The 19106-nt window shown below is 71.6% G+C and carries 15 protein-coding genes and 1 pseudogene; 10 read left to right on the forward strand and 6 right to left on the reverse strand.

What is annotated here, in order from left to right:
• The first annotated feature begins 131 nt into the window (after positions 1-131).
• The gene (locus ACIRFH_RS13435) at positions 132-1388 is read left to right on the forward strand and encodes a GNAT family N-acetyltransferase (RefSeq protein WP_403519949.1); all 1257 of its coding nucleotides are present in this window, start codon (positions 132-134) and stop codon (positions 1386-1388) included.
• A 143-nt stretch (positions 1389-1531) separates the two neighbouring features.
• Here the strand turns inward: ACIRFH_RS13435 and ACIRFH_RS13440 are convergent, their stop codons facing one another.
• Positions 1532-1717: a hypothetical protein gene (locus ACIRFH_RS13440; RefSeq protein WP_403519950.1), complete on the reverse strand. Its 186-nt coding sequence runs from the start codon at positions 1715-1717 to the stop codon at positions 1532-1534.
• Positions 1718-1912: 195 nt separating this feature from the next.
• Between ACIRFH_RS13440 and ACIRFH_RS13445 the strand changes: the two genes are divergently transcribed.
• A complete protein-coding gene (locus ACIRFH_RS13445; RefSeq protein WP_403519952.1) occupies positions 1913-2818 on the forward strand; it encodes a winged helix-turn-helix domain-containing protein in 906 nt (301 codons plus the stop codon).
• A gap of 48 nt (positions 2819-2866) precedes the next feature.
• Here the strand turns inward: ACIRFH_RS13445 and ACIRFH_RS13450 are convergent, their stop codons facing one another.
• Positions 2867-3055: a hypothetical protein gene (locus ACIRFH_RS13450; RefSeq protein WP_403519954.1), complete on the reverse strand. Its 189-nt coding sequence runs from the start codon at positions 3053-3055 to the stop codon at positions 2867-2869.
• A gap of 159 nt (positions 3056-3214) precedes the next feature.
• On the opposite strand from ACIRFH_RS13450, the gene ACIRFH_RS13455 reads away from it, so the two are divergent.
• Together ACIRFH_RS13455 and ACIRFH_RS13460 are read left to right on the forward strand one after the other, a co-directional pair.
• Entirely contained in the window at positions 3215-4090 is an 876-nt protein-coding gene (locus tag ACIRFH_RS13455; RefSeq protein ID WP_403520162.1) for a winged helix-turn-helix domain-containing protein, read from the forward strand.
• Positions 4090-4845, forward strand: coding sequence for an HAD family hydrolase (locus ACIRFH_RS13460; protein WP_403519955.1), 756 nt, complete (start codon positions 4090-4092; stop codon positions 4843-4845). Before ACIRFH_RS13455 ends, ACIRFH_RS13460 begins: the two co-directional genes overlap by 1 nt.
• Here the strand turns inward: ACIRFH_RS13460 and ACIRFH_RS13465 are convergent.
• The gene (locus tag ACIRFH_RS13465) at positions 4836-5018 is read right to left on the reverse strand and encodes a hypothetical protein (protein ID WP_403519956.1); all 183 of its coding nucleotides are present in this window, start codon (positions 5016-5018) and stop codon (positions 4836-4838) included. The two genes, ACIRFH_RS13460 and ACIRFH_RS13465, sit on opposite strands and share 10 nt — an antisense overlap.
• 169 nt (positions 5019-5187) lie before the next feature.
• Here ACIRFH_RS13465 and ACIRFH_RS13470 point away from each other — a divergent pair, with 169 nt between their 5' ends.
• The 4 genes from ACIRFH_RS13470 (at position 5188) to ACIRFH_RS13485 (ending at position 11060) form a co-directional block, all read left to right on the forward strand.
• Complete coding sequence (locus ACIRFH_RS13470) at positions 5188-6102, forward strand: GntR family transcriptional regulator (protein WP_403519957.1); 915 nt, start codon at positions 5188-5190, stop codon at positions 6100-6102.
• A 307-nt stretch (positions 6103-6409) separates the two neighbouring features.
• Complete coding sequence (locus ACIRFH_RS13475; protein ID WP_403520164.1) at positions 6410-8509, forward strand: phosphotransferase family protein; 2100 nt, start codon at positions 6410-6412, stop codon at positions 8507-8509.
• Between the two features lie 68 nt (positions 8510-8577).
• The gene (locus ACIRFH_RS13480) at positions 8578-9429 is read left to right on the forward strand and encodes a hypothetical protein (protein ID WP_403519959.1); all 852 of its coding nucleotides are present in this window, start codon (positions 8578-8580) and stop codon (positions 9427-9429) included.
• 338 nt (positions 9430-9767) lie between these two features.
• Complete coding sequence (locus ACIRFH_RS13485; RefSeq protein WP_403519961.1) at positions 9768-11060, forward strand: phosphatase PAP2 family protein; 1293 nt, start codon at positions 9768-9770, stop codon at positions 11058-11060.
• 148 nt (positions 11061-11208) lie between these two features.
• Here ACIRFH_RS13485 and ACIRFH_RS13490 read toward each other — a convergent pair.
• The 3 genes and pseudogenes from ACIRFH_RS13490 to ACIRFH_RS13500 all read right to left on the reverse strand — a co-directional run.
• Positions 11209-11382, reverse strand: a pseudogene (locus ACIRFH_RS13490) (GNAT family N-acetyltransferase); the annotation flags it as partial.
• A gap of 414 nt (positions 11383-11796) precedes the next feature.
• The gene (locus ACIRFH_RS13495; RefSeq protein ID WP_403519963.1) at positions 11797-12390 is read right to left on the reverse strand and encodes a TetR/AcrR family transcriptional regulator; all 594 of its coding nucleotides are present in this window, start codon (positions 12388-12390) and stop codon (positions 11797-11799) included.
• 295 nt (positions 12391-12685) lie between these two features.
• A complete protein-coding gene (locus ACIRFH_RS13500; RefSeq protein WP_403519965.1) occupies positions 12686-16717 on the reverse strand; it encodes a type I polyketide synthase in 4032 nt (1343 codons plus the stop codon).
• A 284-nt stretch (positions 16718-17001) separates the two neighbouring features.
• On the opposite strand from ACIRFH_RS13500, the gene ACIRFH_RS13505 reads away from it, so the two are divergent.
• On the forward strand, positions 17002-17937 hold the full coding sequence (locus ACIRFH_RS13505) for a LysR family transcriptional regulator (RefSeq protein ID WP_403519966.1): 936 nt from the start codon (positions 17002-17004) through the stop codon (positions 17935-17937).
• Between the two features lie 143 nt (positions 17938-18080).
• A complete protein-coding gene (locus ACIRFH_RS13510; protein WP_403519967.1) occupies positions 18081-18971 on the forward strand; it encodes an EamA family transporter in 891 nt (296 codons plus the stop codon).
• The last annotated feature ends 135 nt before the right edge of the window (positions 18972-19106 follow it).

Below are 19106 nucleotides of genomic sequence, written 5' to 3' on the forward strand. Positions count from 1 at the left end.
TCCGCCCGGCGGCGCCCCGCCGGGGGCGGGGACGCCGGGGCGTGCGAGACGCGGTGGCGGGCCGGGGCGCGGTGCCGGCGGGCGGGCAAATCCGCGCGACGGCGGCGCGGTCACCGACCTACCGTGGGCGCATGACCCGCCGCACCGACATCGACGTACGTCCCGTCACCGAGGCCGAGTTCCCCGACTGGAGCCGCGCCCTGAACACCGGTTTCCTGCAGCCGCCCGCCGTCGCCGCGGAGCAACTGGAGGCCCGCCGCCACCAGTTCGTCCCCGGCCGGCTCCTCGGCGCCTTCGACGGCGACCGGTGCGTGGCGACCTTCCGTTCCTTCGACCAGGAGATCACCGCCGTCGGCGGGGCGCCCGTGCGGGCCGACGCCGTCTCCAACGTCACCGTCAGCCCGACCCACCGCCGCCGCGGCCTGCTCACCCGCATGATGGCGCGGGACCTGGCGGCGGCGAAGGAACGCGGGGACGTCGTCGCGACCCTGATCGCGGCGGAGTACCCGATCTACGGCCGTTACGGTTTCGGCCCCGCCACCACCATGACCGAGTGGACGGTCGACGTGCCCCGGGCCGGTCTCGACCCGCGCGGGCCGGTCCCGGAGGACGGCGGCCGGATCGACCTCGTGGACGGCGGGGACGTCCGCAAGCTGGGCCCCGAGCTGCACGAGCGGCTGCGCCGCGCGCAGCCCGGCGCGGTGAGCCGGACCGACCTGTGGTGGCAGTCGCGCACCGGGGTCCTGAACATGACCGGCGCCCCGTGGACCGAGCCCTTCTACGCCGTGTACCGCTCGGCGGACGGCGAGGTCGAGGGCATGGTCTCCTACCGGGCGGACGAGCGGTGGGGCGACGGCAAGCAGCCGCTGAACACGGCGACCGTCGACTGGCTGATCGGCGTGACCCCGGCCGCCGAGCGCGCGCTGTGGCGGTACCTGTGCTCGATCGACTGGATCGCCACCGTGAAGAGCGGCTGGCGGGCCCCCGACGACCTGCTCCCGCACCTGCTGCCGGACCCGCGCGCCGCCAGGATCGTCACGCAGGCGGACTGGCTGTGGGTGCGGATCCTGGACGTCGTACGGGCGCTGGAGGCGCGCACGTACGGTGCCGAGGGGACGCTGGTGCTGGAGGTCGTGGACGAGGCCGGGCCGGCCGGCGGGCGGTGGCGGCTGGAGGCCTCCGGGTCGGGGGCGTCCTGCACGCCGACCACCGAGAGTGCCGCGCTGGTGCTCGACGTGGCCGAACTGGCGACGCTGTGGCTGGGTGACGAGTCGGCCGTGCGGCTGGCGGCGCTCGGCCGGATCCGGGAAGAGCGAGCGGGCGCCGCCCGGCTGGCCGACGCCCTGCTGCGTACGTCCAGGCGTCCTTGGTGCCCGGACATGTTCTGAATCCGCTCCCTTCCGCCGGTGACGGGTGGACACGCGCCGTCCGTAGTCGGCGCTCTTCGGTTGTGGTGGTCGTGCGGTGGTGCGACCGGCCGTCCGGGCTCCGGCTCCCCTCCGGAGGAGAGCCCGGCCGGCGGTACGTCGACTCAGCCGGACTGGGCGAGCAGCATCACGAGGATCACCGCACCGACACCGCCGATCGCGGTGTTCTTCGCCTTGATGCCGATGGACAGGGCGACGAACGCGATGATTCCCATCGGCCCGTACCTCCACTGCACCAGCTGCTCGAACCCGATGGCCAGAGCGGCGATGACGATGGCGACGATCGGCATGGCGGTCCCCCTTCGGGCCGTCCCGGACGGGACGCGTCCCCTTCTGCTGTCACCGTGGTGGCCAACCCCGAGAGGCTTCGACCACGTTGCCCAAGTTGGCAGCCAACTTCTCTGTAGTTATCTCCGCTTGGGAGCGACTCATAACCACCTTTCTGTGAACTGCCCAAAGATGGCGGGAAGTTGTACTGTTCGGTCGTGGAGCGGGAACATGCCTCCGTCAACGGGCGGAAGAAGTCGCAGGAGCGTGCGAGGACCCACCGCGAGGTGGCCGACGAACTGCGCGCCCGGATCAGGTCCGGGACGTTGCGGTCGGGCCAGCGCATGCCCACGCAGGCCCAGTTGGCCGACGAGTTCGGCGTGGAGCGCGGCACGGTCCGCCAGGCCCTGCGCATCCTGCAGTCGGAGCGACTGCTCACCAACGTGTCCAAGGGGAGCCCGGCGACCGTCGCGCCCGACACCGACAAGGCCCTGACCGGGCCCGACGCGCCGCCGCAGCCGACCATGGTGGCCCTCGCCCCGCGGATCGCGGACGCCTTCGCCGCCCCGCACGTCAGGATCGACGCGCTGTGCCTGACCGCCGTCTCCCTCACGCTCGCCATCGGCGAACCGCTGCGCCAGATCCACACCGGGCGACGGAAACCGGCCAAGGTCGACGTCCGCGTCCTGCTGCCGGCCCGGGACATCGACCTGGCCTTCCCGGTGCCGGTGACGGACCGCGGCCGCGCCGGCCCGGTGCACGAGCGGTGGCTGGCCATGCGCAACGCCCAGGGGCAGGTGCTCCGGCACAACCTGCTGGCGCTGCGTGCCACGCACGGCATCGACGTGAGCGTCTCCTTCCGCGCGCTGCCCTTCACGCCGCCGGTGAAGCTGTACCTGCTCAACGGCGCGGAGGCGCTCTTCGCCTACTACACGCTCACCCGGCGCGAGGAGCAGGTCGGCGAGGAGCGGTTGGAGATGTACGACGCCGAGGGCACCCGCTCGACGCTGTTCGCCTTCGAGGACGGGACCGGCCCGCGCGACACGGCGTTCGTACGGCAGTCGCAGCTGTGGTTCGACGCACTGTGGGAGACGATCAGTTCGGAGCTGGTGCTCACGGACTGACCGCCTCCCGCGTCCGGTGCCCCCCGTTCGGATCGGGGGGCCGGCCCCTCACAGGGCGGGCCCCGCGACCAGCAGGGCCAGCACCACCGCGCCGGCGGAGCTGACGGACGGGCTCTTGGCCTTGACGCCGATGGTGAGCAGGAGCAGGCCGACGACTCCGGTGGCGCCGTACTTCCACTGGACGACCTGCTCGAAGGCGACGACGAAGACCGCGGAGAGGAGGGCGAGGACGGGCATGGTCTTTCCTCCTTCGGAGGCTGTGGGAAGTGAAACTTCCGCCAACCCTGAACAAGTCAGAGAAGTTGGCAACCAACTCTGCCTATGTTGTCCCCACTTGGCTACTAGTTATAAACAAGTTTCAAACAACTCCCTTCAGGTAGGTCGGAGTTGTAGCGTCTGGTTGTGACTCAGGAGAACGTGCCCGTGAACGACGGCAGAAGGCTCTCGTCCCAGGAGATCGCCGACATCCTGCGGGAACGGATCCGTGGGGGCGACCTCAAGGCGGGCGACCGCCTGCCCACCCAGGCCGAACTGGCCGACGAGTTCGGCGTGGAGCGCGGCACGGTCCGCCAGGCGCTGCGGGCCCTCCAGGAGGACGGCCTGCTTACCAACGTCAGCAAGGGCAGCCCGCCCCGCATCGCCGAGCCCGCCGCGGTCCGGGGCGAACCGCAGCCGACGATGGTGGCGCTCGGTCCCCGGCTGGCGGAGGCGTTCTCCGTGCCGCACGTGAAGGTGGACGTCGTCTGCCACACCTCGGAGACCCTGATGCTGGCGCTCGGCGAGCCGCTCCGGCTCATCCACGAGGGCCGGATCCGCCCGGAGTCGATCGACTTCCGCGTCCTGATGCCGTCGCGCCACATCGAGCTGGCCTTCCCCGTCCTGGTCGAGGACGAGGAGGACGACCCGGTCCACCAGCGCTGGCTGCAGATGCGCAACGCCCAGGCCCGCGTCCTCCAGCACAACCTGTACGCCATGCGGTCCACCCACCGCGTCGACGTGCGCATCGCCTTCCGCGCGCTGCCCTTCACCCCGCCGATGAAGCTGTACCTGCTCAACGGCGAGGAGGCGCTCCTCGGCTACTACATGCTCACCCGGCGCGAGGAGGAGTACGAGAGCCGGACGCTGGAGATGTACGACGCCCTCGGCTCCCAGTCGCTGCTGTTCTCCTTCCTGAAGCGCACGGGACAGCGGGACGAGGTGTTCGTGAAGGAATCCCAGAAGTGGTTCGACGCCCTCTGGGAAACCATCACCACGGACATGACACTCTCCTAGTGACTTCCGACACGGATCAGACGGAACCGGCGACCGAGCGGACCACCGGCCTCAGGGACCTGATCGCGGGCGCCCGGGTCGTCCTGTGGGACTTCGACGGTCCCATCTGCCGGCTTTTCGCGGGCTACCCGGCGGACCGGGTCGCCGGCCGACTGGTGGGCTGGCTCGAGGGGGTGGGCCTCAAGGAGCTGCTCACCGAGGAGGAACAGGTCCACCCCGACCCGCACGTCCTGCTGCGCGCGGTCGACCGCAGGCACCACCGCAGCGACCTGGTCGCCGAGTTCGAGGAGCGACTCACCCATGAGGAGCTGCGCGCCGTGCCCGGCGCGTACCCGACCGCGTACGCGGACCCCTTGATCCGCACGTGGGCCGCGCTGGGAGTGGGACTGGCCGTGACCACCAACAACTCGCCGCGCGTGGTCGGCGAGTACCTCACGACGCGCGGCCTGCTGGGCTGCTTCGCCCCGCACATCTACGGCCGCACCCGGGACCTGCGCCTGCTCAAACCCGACCCGTACTGCCTCAACCGCGCCCTCGGCGCGCTGGACGCCGTGCCCGCGCACGCCCTGATGGTCGGCGACACCGACTCCGACCTGGCGGCCGCCCGAGGGGCCGGCGTGCCGTTCCTCGGGTACGCCCGCAACGAGGAGAAGGAGGAGCTCCTGAAAGCGGCCGGCGCGGAAACGGTCGTGCGGTCACTGGAGCCGGTGCTGAGGCTGGTGCGGGAGAGCGGCGGGGACCGGGCTCACGCCTGAGTCATCAACAGCACGAAGAGCACCGCCGCCGGCGTCGCCAGCGGCAGGCTGCGCGCGCGTACCCCCAGGGCGACCAGGGCCAGGAGGGCGACGCAGGCCGCCCCGAGGGGCCTCAGGAGCATCTCCGACACCACCGTCTGCACCAGGACCGGCATCAGTTGTTTGAAGAGCATGTGCCCTCCTGAGGTGCGGGCCAATTGGCCTGGTTGGATACCTTCATTCGTCCCCTTGCTGGCTGATCGACTAACGGTTTCCGTCAAGTGACCAGCCCAACTGGCCGGTGTATGACTGCTCGTGGCGGAAAGTGGTTTGCCTGTCGGTCGCCGGCGGTACGGTCGCAGCATGAGCGGGGAACGTGTCGAGAGCGGTGGCGGCAAGGAGTTCGAGCGTGTCCTGCAGGCACTGCGTGAGCAGTTGGCCGACGGAACCTACGGACTGCACGCGGTCCTCCCCGCGCAGCGGGAACTGGCGGTGGAGTTCGGAGTGTCGCGCGACACCGTCCAGCGGGTGCTCAACGAACTCAAGTCGGAGGGCTGGATCGAGTCGCGCCAGGGCAGTGGGACGCGGGTGCTCAAGGTTCCCCTCCACGCCGCGACCCGCCCCCAAGCGGACCCGGCGCCGGTGCGGGCGGCCCTGGGCCCCTTCGTCGCCCGGGCCTTCGGGCAGCCGGACGTACGCCTCGACGTCTTCACCCTGACCTCGGAAAGCCTCGACGCGCACATCCGTCTGCAGGCCGAACGCATCCGGGTGGGAGAGATCGGGCCCACCGGCATCGAGATGCGGATACTGCTGCCCTCCGAAGAAGTCGACCTGCCCTATCCCCGGCCCCTGGCGCGCCCCCGCCCGCCCCGTGACGCTCCGGAAGGGGACGCGGTGGACGAGTCACTGCAGAAGCGCCTGCGCGGCATCACCCGTCGGCACACCAGCTCGCTGCTCGCGGCCCTGCGCGACCTGCGGACCGAAGGCATCGTCCCGTCCGTCCACGTCGAGGTCCGGCACGTGCCCCTGGTGCCGGCGTTCAAGCTGTACCTGCGCCCGGAGACCGAGGCGCTCTTCGGACCGTACGAGGTGGTCGAGCGGACCATCCTGCTGGACGACGGAACGGAGGTGGAGGCCCTGGACGTGCTGGGGCTGGGCTCCACGCTGACCCGGCACGTCAACGACGAGGGAGACCCGAGCTCGGCGGGTTCCGTCTTCGTGCAGAGCATGCAGAGCTGGTTCGACTCCTGCTGGGGGCTGCTGTCCGAGCCGGCGTGACCGGCGGGCACCGCCGAACGACGGGGCCCCGTTCGCCCGTTCGGGTCATCCGGGTTGCCGCCGAGCGGTCCGGATACTGGAGTACGTCCAACGGGCAACCAGGCACAGCTGTACTGTGTGCCCACTTTCTTCGTCACCGTACGAGGACCTGGCGCGTCGCACGTCCCTTCTGGAGCCTTCCGTGAGCCGTCCGTCCCCGCTTGGCAAACCGGCACCGGAGCGGGCGGCGGACGAGGCGTTCGACCGGTTCCTGGCCCATGCGACGGCGCTGGGGCCGTTCGGCCGCGGGCACCACAACCTGAACTACATGGTGCGTTCCCTCACCGAGGAGGAAGCGCGGCTGGTCGCCGCCGAGAACGGCGCGTCGGTCACCGTGCGCAAGCGCATTCCCTCCGCGCTGCCGGTGGTCGTCCGGACCTGGCAGGACGAGGCCGACCTCCTGAACCGGATCTGGGGGGTGCTGCACAACGTCCCCCGGTGCCTGGCCAAGCACCGTGACGTCGTGGTCCTCAGCTATGTGGAAGGCGTGCCCCTGGCGACCGTCTGCCCCAACGACACACCCGTCGACCACGACCTGATCATCGCGCTGGCCGGGCTGCTCGCCGACATGACGCAGGTGCGCCGGCACCACCTGCCCCCGCTGCCCGCTTCCTGGCCCCGCTCCAGCCGGGACGGCAGCGCATTCCTGCGGGCCCTGGCTTTCGCGGCCGAGGAGCAGATCAGACAGCGGAACTGGGCCGAGTTCGGCGGCCTGTTCGCCATGCTGGGCATTCCGGAGGACGCCCTGGTCCGTTTCGCCGAACGTGTTCCCACGCTCATCAGCCGCCCGTTCAGCCTCCTCCATACGGACCTGCACCGGGACAACGTCATCGTGTCCTACGGCGGGGACCCGCCGCTGATCTGCGTGGACTGGGAGCTGGCCGGTTACGGCGACCCCCTCCACGACCTCGCCACGCACCTGGTGCGCATGCGCTATCCCGACCACCAGTGGCCGGAGGTCGTCGAGGCGTGGCGCAAGGTGATGGGGCAGCGGCGCAGCAAGGCCGTCAACGGTCTGGACCGGGATCTGAAGCACTACGTCGCCTTCGAGCGGGCCCAGTCGGTCTACCCGGACGTGATGCGGGCCGCCAAGTCGCTCGGCGACTCCTTCGACCAGCGGGACCTGGACTCCGCGACCCGGGCGGTGCGCCGGGCGCTGGTGGCGGCGGAGGAACCGCTGCGCCTGAAGAGCGTGCCGGACGAGCGGGCCATCGAGCGCATCCTGTTCCGGTGGAACGAGTCCCACGGAGGCAGGCCGAACCGGGAGCGGACCCTGTTGCAGATCGTGTGGCAGCGGGACCCACGGGTCCGTCTCCCGCGCGAATTCCCCGCGTGGGCGGTCAGCCGTGCCCTGCTGGAGGAGGGCGCCGCTTCGGCGGACCGGGTGTTCAAGGGCACGACCCACCTGAACACGGCCGTGGAAGTCCCGGGCATCGGTTTCCCCGTCATGGTCCGCCGGAAGGCGGGTACCACCGACGTCCGGGAGCGCCGCTTCCTGAGCGAGCACGCCGTCCTGACGGCGATCGAACGGGCCGATGTACGCGTACGCGCCCCGCGGATACTGGCCCTGGGCACCAGTGGACTGGGCGAACAGTTCACGGTCCACTCCTACGAGGGACCGGGAGGCGGGTTCCGTCCCCCGGAGCACCCCACGCACGGACTGCGCCCCCACGAGGCGGACGACCTCGTGGACCAGTTGGCCGAGCTGGCCAAGGTCGAGTGCGTGGGGCTGGATCCGCTGGGTGGAGCCCCTTTCTCCCCCTGGCTGCGGGGTGACCTGGTCCGCCTGGTGAGCGAGCTGCCCAAGCCCACCATGACCCTCGCCCGGGAGCTGGGACTGCCGGACAGTGTCCGGCTGGCCGAGATCCTCACCCGGCACACCCTGACCCCGCGCCGCTCCGTCCTCCTGCACGGCGACCTGAACCCGTGGAACCTCGTGCGCCGGCGGGACGGCGGCCTGACACTGATCGACTGGGAGATGGCCATAGTCGGCGACCCGCTGTACGACCTCGTCCGCCACATGCACCTCACGCCGACGCGGCCGGAGATCCGCGATCGCATGTTCCGCCGCTGGGAACGCTCGCTGCCGCCCGACTGCACCAGGGACTGGCAGGAGGACTGGCGTGTGTACCGGTGGATCGAGACCGTCCGCTCCGCCTACATCGACCTCGACCGCCTGGTGACCGGCGCCGGCCTGGACGCCCCCAACGTCAAACGCGCCGTCCAGACCTACGCGATGACCCTGGCCGCGGCCACGGCCGCGCTGGGTCTGCCGGACAAGTCCATGGCCAACCCGTATCTTGCCCGTGCGCTGCCGCAGGGCGACCATGGGAGACCACGGGCGGCCCGTCTCCCGGCAGACGTCTGAGCCGCCGCGGGGGCGACTGCGGGGGGCTGCGTATGACGGGCGGGTCGGGCAGGACCGGGGCCGAGGGCATGGCGCAGCGTTTCCGCCGACTGCAGGCTCGTTACGAGCCAGTGCTGACCCGCACTCTGCTCCTCGGCCTCTTCGCCGTCGGGGTGAGTGCCCAACTGGTCGAACCGATCGGCGACGCCCTCCAGGACAAGGCCTTCCTCGGAGGCGCCCTGCTCAGTCTCGTGGGCTACGTGCTCTACGAGTCGGTGAAGGACCTGGCGTCGTCGCTGCGGCTCCCGGCACGGGCACAGGTGGAGTCCCGGGAACTCGGCACGTTCGTCAGTGAGGCCTTTCGCGCCCGCACGGTGGAGATCAGTTTCCTCGGCTACACCGGCGAGACCCTGTACAACGAGCTGTACCACCGTCTGGAAGGCCTGATCGACGACCCCGGGCCGATCCGGCACGTCGACGTGCGGTTCCTCATCCCCGACTTCGGCCGCCCCATGACCGTGCCCTCCCGGGTCGGCCCGGACGGCAGGCCCGAGGACGACCAGGACTTCCGCAGGCGGCTCGAGGAGAAGTGCCGGGAGTACGACCAGACGCTCTCCGGCCTCGCCGAGCGGCTGACCCGCCTCGGCAGGGTGACGGCCCGGTGCGAGTACCGCCTGTATCCCGGCATCCCCACGGACAAGGTCTGCGTCTTCAACCGCGAGCTCGTGCTGCACGGGCTCTACGACGTCACCGCCCGAACCGTCCTGCGCAGTTCGGACCCGGAGTTCTACGACCCCAAGGGCTACCGCACCGCCCTCACGGTGTGGTCGCGGGAAGGCGGCGACGACGCCAAGGCGGTGCTCGCCACCTGGAACAAGCACTTCGACAGCCTCTGGGACCTGGCGTCGGTTCCTCCCTGGCGCACGATGCCCGCGGCCTGAGGCACCGGCCCGCACCGCGCCGCGCACCTTCCCCCGCGGCGCATCAGGCGGACTGCATGCCGGCCCCCGGCCCGACTCCCTCTCCTCCATCGCCGAGGTGCTGCCCGTCCTCGGCGGGACCGGCGCCCGGCGGTCCACGCTCGTCCGGAAGCCACCGGCGCGACCCGGACGGGATTCGCTAACATGTCCGAACTTGCGATGAACGCCCGGCACCCGTTCGGGCTTCCTCAACCGCCTATTCCTCACAAATCGGCCAAAAATTGATACCTGCAGCATCGCGCCCGTTGTCGCGAACAAGTGTCAGAAGAACGTTCGCCGCGTGGCGCCGACCACGGGCGATGCTGTGGACCGCGGCGGGTGTGGTGGTCCTCGGGTTCCTCGTCGCGCTGGAGATCGCCGCGCGCCACTACGGATCGCCGGGACCGATCACCAACCAGGCGCGCGAGGTGGTCTTCGCCCCCGCTTCCGGGCCCCTGCTCTACGCCAGCCTGGCACTGATGATGGTGGTGCTCACCTGGCGGGAACGTCTCGTCGCGGCCGGTGCCGCGGTCGGTATCGACGTCGTCTTCGCCCTGGTGCGGTGGCTGGCGGGCGCCGAGACGGGCTTCGGCAACGGCGCGCTGTGGGTGCTCCTGGGCCACGCGGTCGTCGCCCTCACGCGCCGGAGGGGACCGGAACGCGTCCTGCTGCTGAAGGGCGTCGGACTGGGGCTGCTGCTGGTGGCCGGCCGCAAGACCGGCGACGCCTGGCTGCTCATCACGTCGAAGACCCGGCCGACGGTGCTCGACCAGTACCTGGCGAGCGCCGACCATGCGCTGGGCAACCCGTCGTGGGTGGCCGGCCGGCTCGTCGAGGCCACCGGCCCGGTCGGCCACCACGTCCTCGACTTCGTCTACACCATGCTCCCCGTGGCCGCGGTCGTCATCGCCGTCTGGCAACTGCGCGCGGTGGCGGCCGAGCGCCGCTTCCCGCGCCATCACCTGGTGCGCACCTTCCTGGCCGTCGGCCTGCTCGGACCGGCCGTCTACATGATCTTCCCGGTGGTCGGACCGATCTTCACCTACGGCGACGGCGCCTGGGGCACCGGCGGCGGGCAGTGGGCGGTGGCCCACCTGTGGCCGCACACGCTGCCGCCGGCCGGCGCCCCGCAGCACATGCCGTACGACGAGTTCACCCCGCGCAACTGCATGCCCAGCCTGCACACGGCATGGTCCGTCGTGATCTTCATCCACTCCCGCACCGGCCCGCGCGTCCTGCGGTGGGCGGGAACGGCCTGGCTGGTCGCCACGCTCACCGCGACGCTGGGATTCGGCTACCACTACGGCGTGGACCTGGTGGCCGGCGTGGTGTTCGCGTGCACGGTCGAGGCGGCGCTGCGCACGTTCGACCGCGGTCTGGACCGGCCGGGCATCCGGCTGGTCGCCTACGGCACGACGGTCTTCGCCGCGCTCCTGGTCGCGTACCGCTTCCTGCCCGTGCAGATGGCCGCGCACCCGTGGGTGGCCGGTCCGCTCCTCCTGCTGGCGATGGCCTCGGTCGTGTACGGGTACGTGCGGACCACCAGGCTCTGGGCCCCCGGGTCCGCCCCGGCACCCGCGTCCTCGGCGCGGCCCCGGCCGGAACTGGCGTGAGCCCGGCGGTGTGCCGGGGCGCGGCCAGCCCGGAACGGTGAGGCGGTAGCGGAGTTTCGCCCCGGACTCCGCGCCGAGACGGTCGTAGAAGCGGGCGGCTCCCTCGTTCCGGACGGGGGATCTGCCACTGGATCCCGGTGAGGCCGAGGCCGCGTGCCTCGGCCGTCACGGCGTCGACGAGCGGGGCACCGAGACCCGAGCCCCGGCTGCCGGCGCTCAGGAAGAGGCCGTCCATGGGGAGGAATTCGCGGCCCTCCCAGGCGGAGAGTCCGGGCGCGCAGGTGGCGTAGCCGACGACCTCCCCGCCGGGCAGCTCCGCCATCAGGCAGCGCGGCCGTGGTGCCGGGGTGGCGAAGAGCAGGGCTTCGAGTCGTCGCGCGAGGCCGGGGGCGGATGCGGGGTCTGTCCGTAGGCGGCGTGCTCGGCGGCCGGTTCGGCGATCCGCGGCAGGTCCCCGGGGCGGCGGGTTCCGGAACGACCGGGACCTGGCCCGGTGCGCCCGTCGGCACGGGGCGTACGAGCGGGATCTCGAAGCGATCGGGGTGGGCTTCCGCCCGGCGGCACCGGCCGCGCAGCACCGGACACGCCATGCCGGGCGGCGTCACCTCGAGGCGGTGAGGCCGGCGTCCGCGTCTTCTCCGTGCTCGGCGGCGAGGACCGTTCGGTTCTGGGCCGGTTCGACCATCCCTCTGACGCCTCCGCGCGCAGGGCGTGCGTCCCGGCACGCGGATGCTCGTCAGATCTTGGCGGTGATGCCGTTCAGGAGCAGCTCGAAGGCCCGCAGAAGCTCTTGTTCGAGCCTGCCGTTGGGTTCGGTGTCCGCTTCACGGAACCAGCGGTACAAGGCGCCCAGGTAGATGTCGCGCAGGACATTGCCCACCTGCCGCGGAAGAAGGTCCTCGCGGAATTCGCCGTTCTCCCGGCCGTCCTCGATGATCTCCGCGAACAGTTCGGCGACGTACGGTTCTTCCATGAGCGGCCGGCCGGCCTTCACCCAGGCGATGAGCATCGCGGCGGCGCGCTCGTGCTCTTCCTCGTTGATACGGCCCAGGATCGTGATGCAGCGGCGCAGGCGGTCCGCGGCGCCTATCCGCTCGGGGAAGGCGTCCGCCATGACGGCGACCAGCCGTTCCCTGCGCCGTTCACCCCAGGTGCTGATGAGGTCCTCTTTGCGCTGAAAATGGTTGAAGAAGGTTCCACGGGCCACATCGGCGCGTTCGGCGATCTCATCGACGGAGGTCTGCTCGTATCCCCGCTCGGCGAAGAGTTCCAGCGCCGCGGTGTACAGGCGCTCCTTCATCTTGGTCTTGTTCCGCTCGCGGCGTCCCAAGGGCTGGGTCTTTCCCTCGGGTGGGGACGTTTCCATCTCTTCCTCCTGTACGCGCGATATCAGTAACAGGACAGAGACGTGCGTCGCGGCCGAGTGCAGCAGATGGGCGCCTGCGTCTGCAGTCGTAAGTCGGGTGGACTCTTCTGGGTTCTCGCACTCACCGGTTGCCGACCGCTCGGGCCCCGGCCCTACGGATTTTTATACCACAGTTCATCGATGGTTTGCAGTCGCCCTTTCCGGGAGGGGCAGGGCGGCCGACAGGCCGCGCGGCGTGTCAGCCGCCCTGCCGACGGACCTACGCCGCGGCGAGGTCGGCCAGGAGGTCCGCGACCGGCACCTGCGCCAGGAGCCGCCCCACGGGGACGTCGATTCCGTGATCGGCGAGAAGCCGCTGCCGCAGTTGCGCGGCCATCAGGGAATCCAGCCCGAGAGCGGACAGCGGGCGGCGGACGTCCACCTGGGACGGGGGCATGCCGAGCAGGTCGGCGGCGCGTTCGACCAGTGCCTGCCGGGGACTCGGCGCGGTACGGCTCCGGGAGCGATCCGTGTTCCTTGGCCGCGGCGGCTCGGCAACGGTGCGGGGGGCGCGCGTCGGCGTGGTTCGTTCCTCGTTCCGTGTCGGGGCGTCGCCCTCCGCTGTCACGGCACCCACGAGCGTGGAGCCGATCCCTTGCAGGACCTGGGAGACGACGGGTGGCAGGAGCCGTTCGGCGAGCCAGCCCGCCACCGCCCCGACGGAGGGGACAGTGGGTGCCGGGGCCCGTTCCCCGGACAGCCGCCGCAGCCGGATGCCGGCGAAGACCGCCAGCACGCGCCCGTCCGGCGCGTACATCCGGACATCGGCGAGGGCGGAATCCGGACCGGTCGGCGCACACGTACCGACGCTCCAGAAGCTCTCGGACAACCCGTCGAGCACCATGACCTCGCTGAACTCCTCAGGGACGTAGAGGCTCTCGTCGGCGGCCCGGGTGCCCCCCGGAACGATCCGGTGCGCGGACGCGGAGCCGGACACCCCGGGCCATACGGAGAGCAGCGGCAGCAGCCCCGCCTCCCAGGCCGCTGGACCCGGCAGGGCGGGGCGTCGCACCCGCGCCACGAACTCGCCGTCGCCGCACCAGAGGTGTTCCGTCGATGCCAGGCCGGGTCCGATCGTGATGCCGTGCCGGTGGGCCAGCGCCTCGAAGCGGTGGCGCGGCAGATACGTGGTGCACCGGGACAGCGCCGCGTCCAGCAGGGCCCGCACGTCGGCCGGGTCGGCGCTCTCCCGGTCGTCGGCCACCGCGATCTCGCCCTCGGCGTGCGGGACGGCCGCGCCGGCGCGGCCGGAGGTGACGGACACCGGGCGGAGCCCGGCGCGGCCGGGCGCGCCGATCTCCACCGTGAGCGGGGTGGAGACGGCATCGCGCGCGTCCAGCACATGCGGGGAGAGGCGGACGTCACGCAGGACCGGAGCCGCGTGCCCGCAGACGTCCCGCGCCGCGTCGATCGCGGCCAGGAGATGGACGACGGCCGGAACCGGGGCGCTTCCCCGCACGGTCAGGGCGTCGTGCCAGTCGTCGGCGGCAGCCCAGTCGGCGAGCGGGACCGTGCGCGTGTGGACATCCGGTGTGTGGCGTTGCGGGGTCGGCACGGCGGGGAGGTAGTCGCGGGTGTCCCAGGTGTAGGTGGGCAGTCGTACGCCCGGGGTCGTCTCCCGGTCGAACCAGCGGGTCCAGTCCACCGTTCCGCCCGCGGCGTAGACCTGTCCGACGGTCCGGGCCAGCGCGTCCGGCTCGTCCTGGCCGCGGCGCAGGGTCGCCACGACGGCGCCGCTCGCACCGGAGGCGGAGAGCGTTTCCCTGATGCCGCCGGACAACAGCGGGTGTGGGCTGACTTCGACGAAGACGGTGTCGGCCGCCTTCGCCGCCGCCCTGACGGCGCGCGTGAAGTGCACGGGACCGCACAGGTTCTCCGCCCAGTACGCGGCGTCGAGGCCGGCGCCGACCCGGTCGTGTCCGCCCACGGTGGAGATCATGGCCAACTCGGCTTGTCGCGGGGTGAGGTCGGCGAGGGAGTCGAGCAGGTCCTGGCGGATTTCCTCCATGACCGGCGAGTGGGAGGGCACGTCGACGCGGACCGGATGGCAGACGACGCCCTGCCGTTCCAGCGCGCGGGTCAGTCGGCCCAGTTCGTCCCCGGGCCCCGCCAGCACGGTCGCTCGCGGCGCGTTCTCCGCCGCCACACTGATGCCGGGGTGTGCGTGGGCGATGATCTGCCGGGCCTCGTCCGCGGACAGGCCGACGAGCAGCATGCCCCCGCGTCCGGCGGCCCGGCTCATGAGCCGGCTGCGGCGGCAGATCACCGCTGCCGCGTCGCGCAGGGTGAGCGCGCCGCTGACCTGGGCCGCTGCCGCTTCTCCCATGCTGTGGCCGACGCACAGGTCGGGCCGCAGCCCCGCCTCCCGCAGCGCGGCGGCGAGGGCCACCTCCACGGCCCACAGCAAGGGCTGCACCGTCTGTACGTCGTCGGGGAGTTCGGCGTGGTCGCCGGTCAGCAACTCCAGGGGCGACCAGCCCAGTTCCGCGCGCACGGCGTCCGCGCATCGCGACAGCGTCGTACGGAAGGCGGGTGACGCGGCCATGAGGCCGCGCCCCATCCCCAACCACTGCGAACCCTGGCCGGGAAAGACCAGAGCGGTACGCCGGTCCGCGCCGAAGCCCGCTTCCCCGGTGCCGCCGTCGGTGATGTCGTCACCGCGTGCCAGAGCCAGCAACCGCTCCGCCATGTCGTCATGCGTCGCAGCCGTCACCCACAGGCGGAAGGGGTGGTGGTCCCGGCGCAGTGCGGCGGCCGCGCACAACTCGGCAAGAGGGGTGTCGCGCCCCGGGCCGCGCAGGTGGGAGGCGTAGGCACGGGCCAGGCCACGCAGGGACACGGGCGTACGGGCGGACAGGACGAGCAGCGGCCGTCGCTCCGCGCGGGACCCCGCCTCGGTGTCCTGTGACGCGCCCGCGCCCGCGCCCGCGCCGGCCCGGCCGGTGAACTCGCCCACGATCGCGTGGGCGTTGGTGCCGGACAGGCCGAGGGAGCTGACGCCGATGTAGGCGCGGTCGCCCTGCTTGGCCAGGGGCTCGTTCTCGGTGACCAGCCGGAGGGGAAGGGTTCCCGCGGCGAGCATGGGGTGGGGTTCGGCGCAGTGCAGGGACGCGGGGATGACACCGTGCTCGGCTATCAGCACCGCTTTGATCAGACCGGCGATCCCGGCCGCGGCCTCCGGGTGGCCGATGTTCGTCTTCACCGACCCCACCCGCAACGGGCGACCGGCGTCCCGGACGTCGCGGTTGACCGAGGCGAGAGCGGTCAGCTCGACACCGTCACCGACCGGCGTTCCCGTGCCGTGCGCCTCCACGTAGTCGACGTGCCCCGGTGAGATGCCCGCCGCCGCGCAGGCCCCCTCGATCGCGGCGACCTGGCCCGACTCGGCGGGTTTCAGCAGCAGTCCGCTGCCTCTGCCGTCGTTGCAGACCGCGGTGCCCAGCAGGAGGGCGCGCACCGGGTCGCCGTCACGCAGCGCGTCGGGGAGCCGCTTGAGCACCACCATGCCGACCCCCTCACCGCGGACGAAGCCGTCTCCCGAGGCGTCGGCGAACTTGCACCGCCCGTCCGCGGAGAGCATGCCGCTCTGCGAGTACACGATGGCGTCCTGCGGCGACAGGACGAGATTGACGCCGCCCGCGAGGGCCAGGTCGCTCTCGCCGGTGAGCAGGCTCTGCCGTGCGGCGTGGACGGCGACGAGGGACGACGAGCAGGCGGTGTCCAGGACGATGCTCGGGCCACGGAGGTCCATGGCGTAGGAGACGCGGCCGGCGGTGACGGCCCGCAGCCTGCGGCCCGCTGCTCCTCGTACGGTGGTCCGTCCGTCGAGGGGCCGGTGGACCTCGTCGTAGTCGGCCGTGGCCTGGCCCACGAAGACACCGGTGCGCGAGCCGGCGAGGGCCGACGGTCTCAGGCCCGCGTCCTCGAGCGACTCCCAGGCGACCTGGAGCAGGAGGCGCTGCTGGGGGTCCATCTCCGCCGCCTCCGCGGGCGAGATGCCGAAGAAGCCGGCGTCGAACGCGTAGGCGTCGGTGAGGAATCCGCCGTGCCGGGAGACGGTCTTGCCCGGCTCCTGCGGGTCGGAGGAGTAGTGCTCGGCGATGTCGAACCGGTCCTCCGGTACGACGGAGACGCTGTCGGTCCCGGACAGGAGCCGTTCCCAGAACTCCTGCGGGTTGCTCGCGCCCGGAAATGCGCATCCGATCCCCACCACGGCCACTGCGGTCCGTTCGGTGGCACGCGAAGCGCGCATGGCTGTCCCCCTTCTTGTCGGGCATGGAGGAGCCCAGCCCGCCTCCCCCGTTTCGGCGCAGCGGTCGGTGTGGGCCACACCCTGCAGTCCGATACAAACATACACTCGGGAGCAAGTTTGTTCTCCAGGTTAAAGAAAACCTTTACCCATGCCCCATTGACCGAGCATTCTTAAACCTGAGTACATGTATGGCGTCTGATCTAATATTGACTCAAGGTCCTCGTTTCGAGGTGGACGGGTCGGCGAAGCGCCCCCCGGGGGACCGACCGGAAGGAGACCGCAACGTGGACGTCCAGAGGCTGGAAACGTTCGTGGCCGTGGCCCGGAGCACCACACTGGCCGAGGCCGCGGACCGGCTCGGCTACGCGCGTTCGACCGTCACCAGCCACGTACAGACGCTCGAACGCACCCTGGGAGCACCGCTGTTGGAGCGAGGTGCGTCGATGAACCGCCTCACCGAGGCGGGAGCCCGATTCCTCGAATACGCCACCGACATCCTGGACAAGCTGGCACAGGCGCAGGCGGCGGTGGCGGCCGCCGCGCAGGACCGCCCGAGCGGCCTGAGCATCGGCGCGACGGCATCGCTGTGCACCTACCGCCTGCCGAGCTTCCTGCGGACACTGCGCCGGCTCATGCCGCACCTGGAGACCCAGGTCTTCGTCGGCTCGGTGGCCGAGCTGCGGGACCAGGTCGGCCGCGGCGAACTGTCCGCCGCGCTGGTCAACTCGGCGACCGTGCCGACGGCACACCGGCCGGCCGGCGAGGGGGACCGCCGGCACCTGTGGACCGACCAGGTCGTCCTGGTCGGCGCTCCCGAGCAGGTGGCCCGCCCCCAGCGGCTCCTGGTCACCGCGCCGGGCTGCGTATACCGCGACATCGCCGAGAAACAGGCGCTGCCCCTCCTCGGACGCGTCCAGATCCAGCAGGTGGGCAGCGTGGACGGGGTCAAGTCCTCCGTGCTGGGTGGCATGGGCGTGGGAGTGGTGCCGGCCATCGCGGTCGGACCGCAGCTGCGGTCGGGCCAGTTGGCGGAGCTGCCACTGCCGGCCCTGTCCCCGGTGATGACCGAACTCGTCTGGAACCCCGAGGCCACTCCCGCCCACGTGATCCCGCACCTGCGACGGCTGCGCCCGCCCCAGCCCCTTCCGCCCACCCGGCCGCGGGACGTCGCGCCCGCCCGGCCGCGTTCCTCGTACGTCACGACCGGTACCGCGAGTTGAGCCCGCGACCGGACCGGGCGGGCGGTGGTGCGACGCCGGGCCGCCACCCCGGGTGCCCCGAGCCCGCGGAATCGGTCCCTCAAGGTCCCCCACGCCCCCAAGAGCCCCACGAGCACCGCCGGGCCGGGACTTCCGGCTGCCTCATGGTCGTCACCGCCTGCGTGCTCTTCGGCCTGAGCGGCACCGCCTCGCGCGAACTCATCGACCGGGGGATCAGCGCGCTGACCGTCACCGAGTTCCGTATGCTCTTCGGCTTCCTGAGCCTGTTCGCCGGCCTGTGCGTCGCCCGCCGCGACCTGCTGCGCCTGCCGTGGCGGAGCCTGCCGCGGGTCACGGTCTTCGGCCTGGCCCTGGCCGCGGTCATCTACTGCTACTCGATGGCGATAGCCCGGCTGCCCCTGGCCGTCGCACTGGTACTGCAGTACAGCGCCGCCGCCTGGCTGACCGCCGCCGACGCCGTACGACAGCGCGGGCGCCCGGCCACGAGCATCCTGGTGGCCCTGCCCCTCACCCTCGGCGGTGTCGTCCTGATGGCCGGCACCGGGGGTGCGCGACTGGGCCACCTCGACCCCCTCGGTCTCGTCTTCGGTCTGGCCACCGCCGCCTCCTACCTCCTGTATCTCGTGTGCGGGCGCGGCATCGGCAGTGCCGTACCCGCCGCCACCTCCACCCTGTACGGCGCGCTCGTCGCCGCCCTCGCGTGGTGCTGTGTCCAGCCTCCGTGGCGCATCGAGAGCGGCGCCTGGGAGCCCCGTACGCTCGTGCCGCTCACGCTGATCGGCGTCCTCGGGATGGCCGCTCCCTTCGCTCTCGTGCTCAGCGCCGTACGTGTCCTCGGGCCGACGCGCGTCAGCATGCTGGGCACCTTCGAGATCGTCGCCACCAGCGTCGTCGCCTATCTGTGGCTCGGCCAGGCGCTGACGCTCCCGCAATGCCTCGGCGCCCTTCTGGTGATCACCGGTGTCACCGTCTGCGGACGCCACTCCCCCGACGGGGCGGCCCGCCGGCCCCGACGGGGCGCGATCCGAGCCTAGTTCGCCGACCGGCCGGACGGCCGAGTCGGTACGGCATCCGCGAACCGCGGTTCACGACTCCCGAATCGGTCTGGGCCGGGACATCGGAAACAGAGATCTTCGATGTGCCGCGGCAGACCGCGGCACATCGACAGG

The sequence above is a fragment of the Streptomyces sp. NPDC093586 genome (genome assembly GCF_044764905.1).
Lineage (GTDB): Bacteria > Actinomycetota > Actinomycetes > Streptomycetales > Streptomycetaceae > Streptomyces.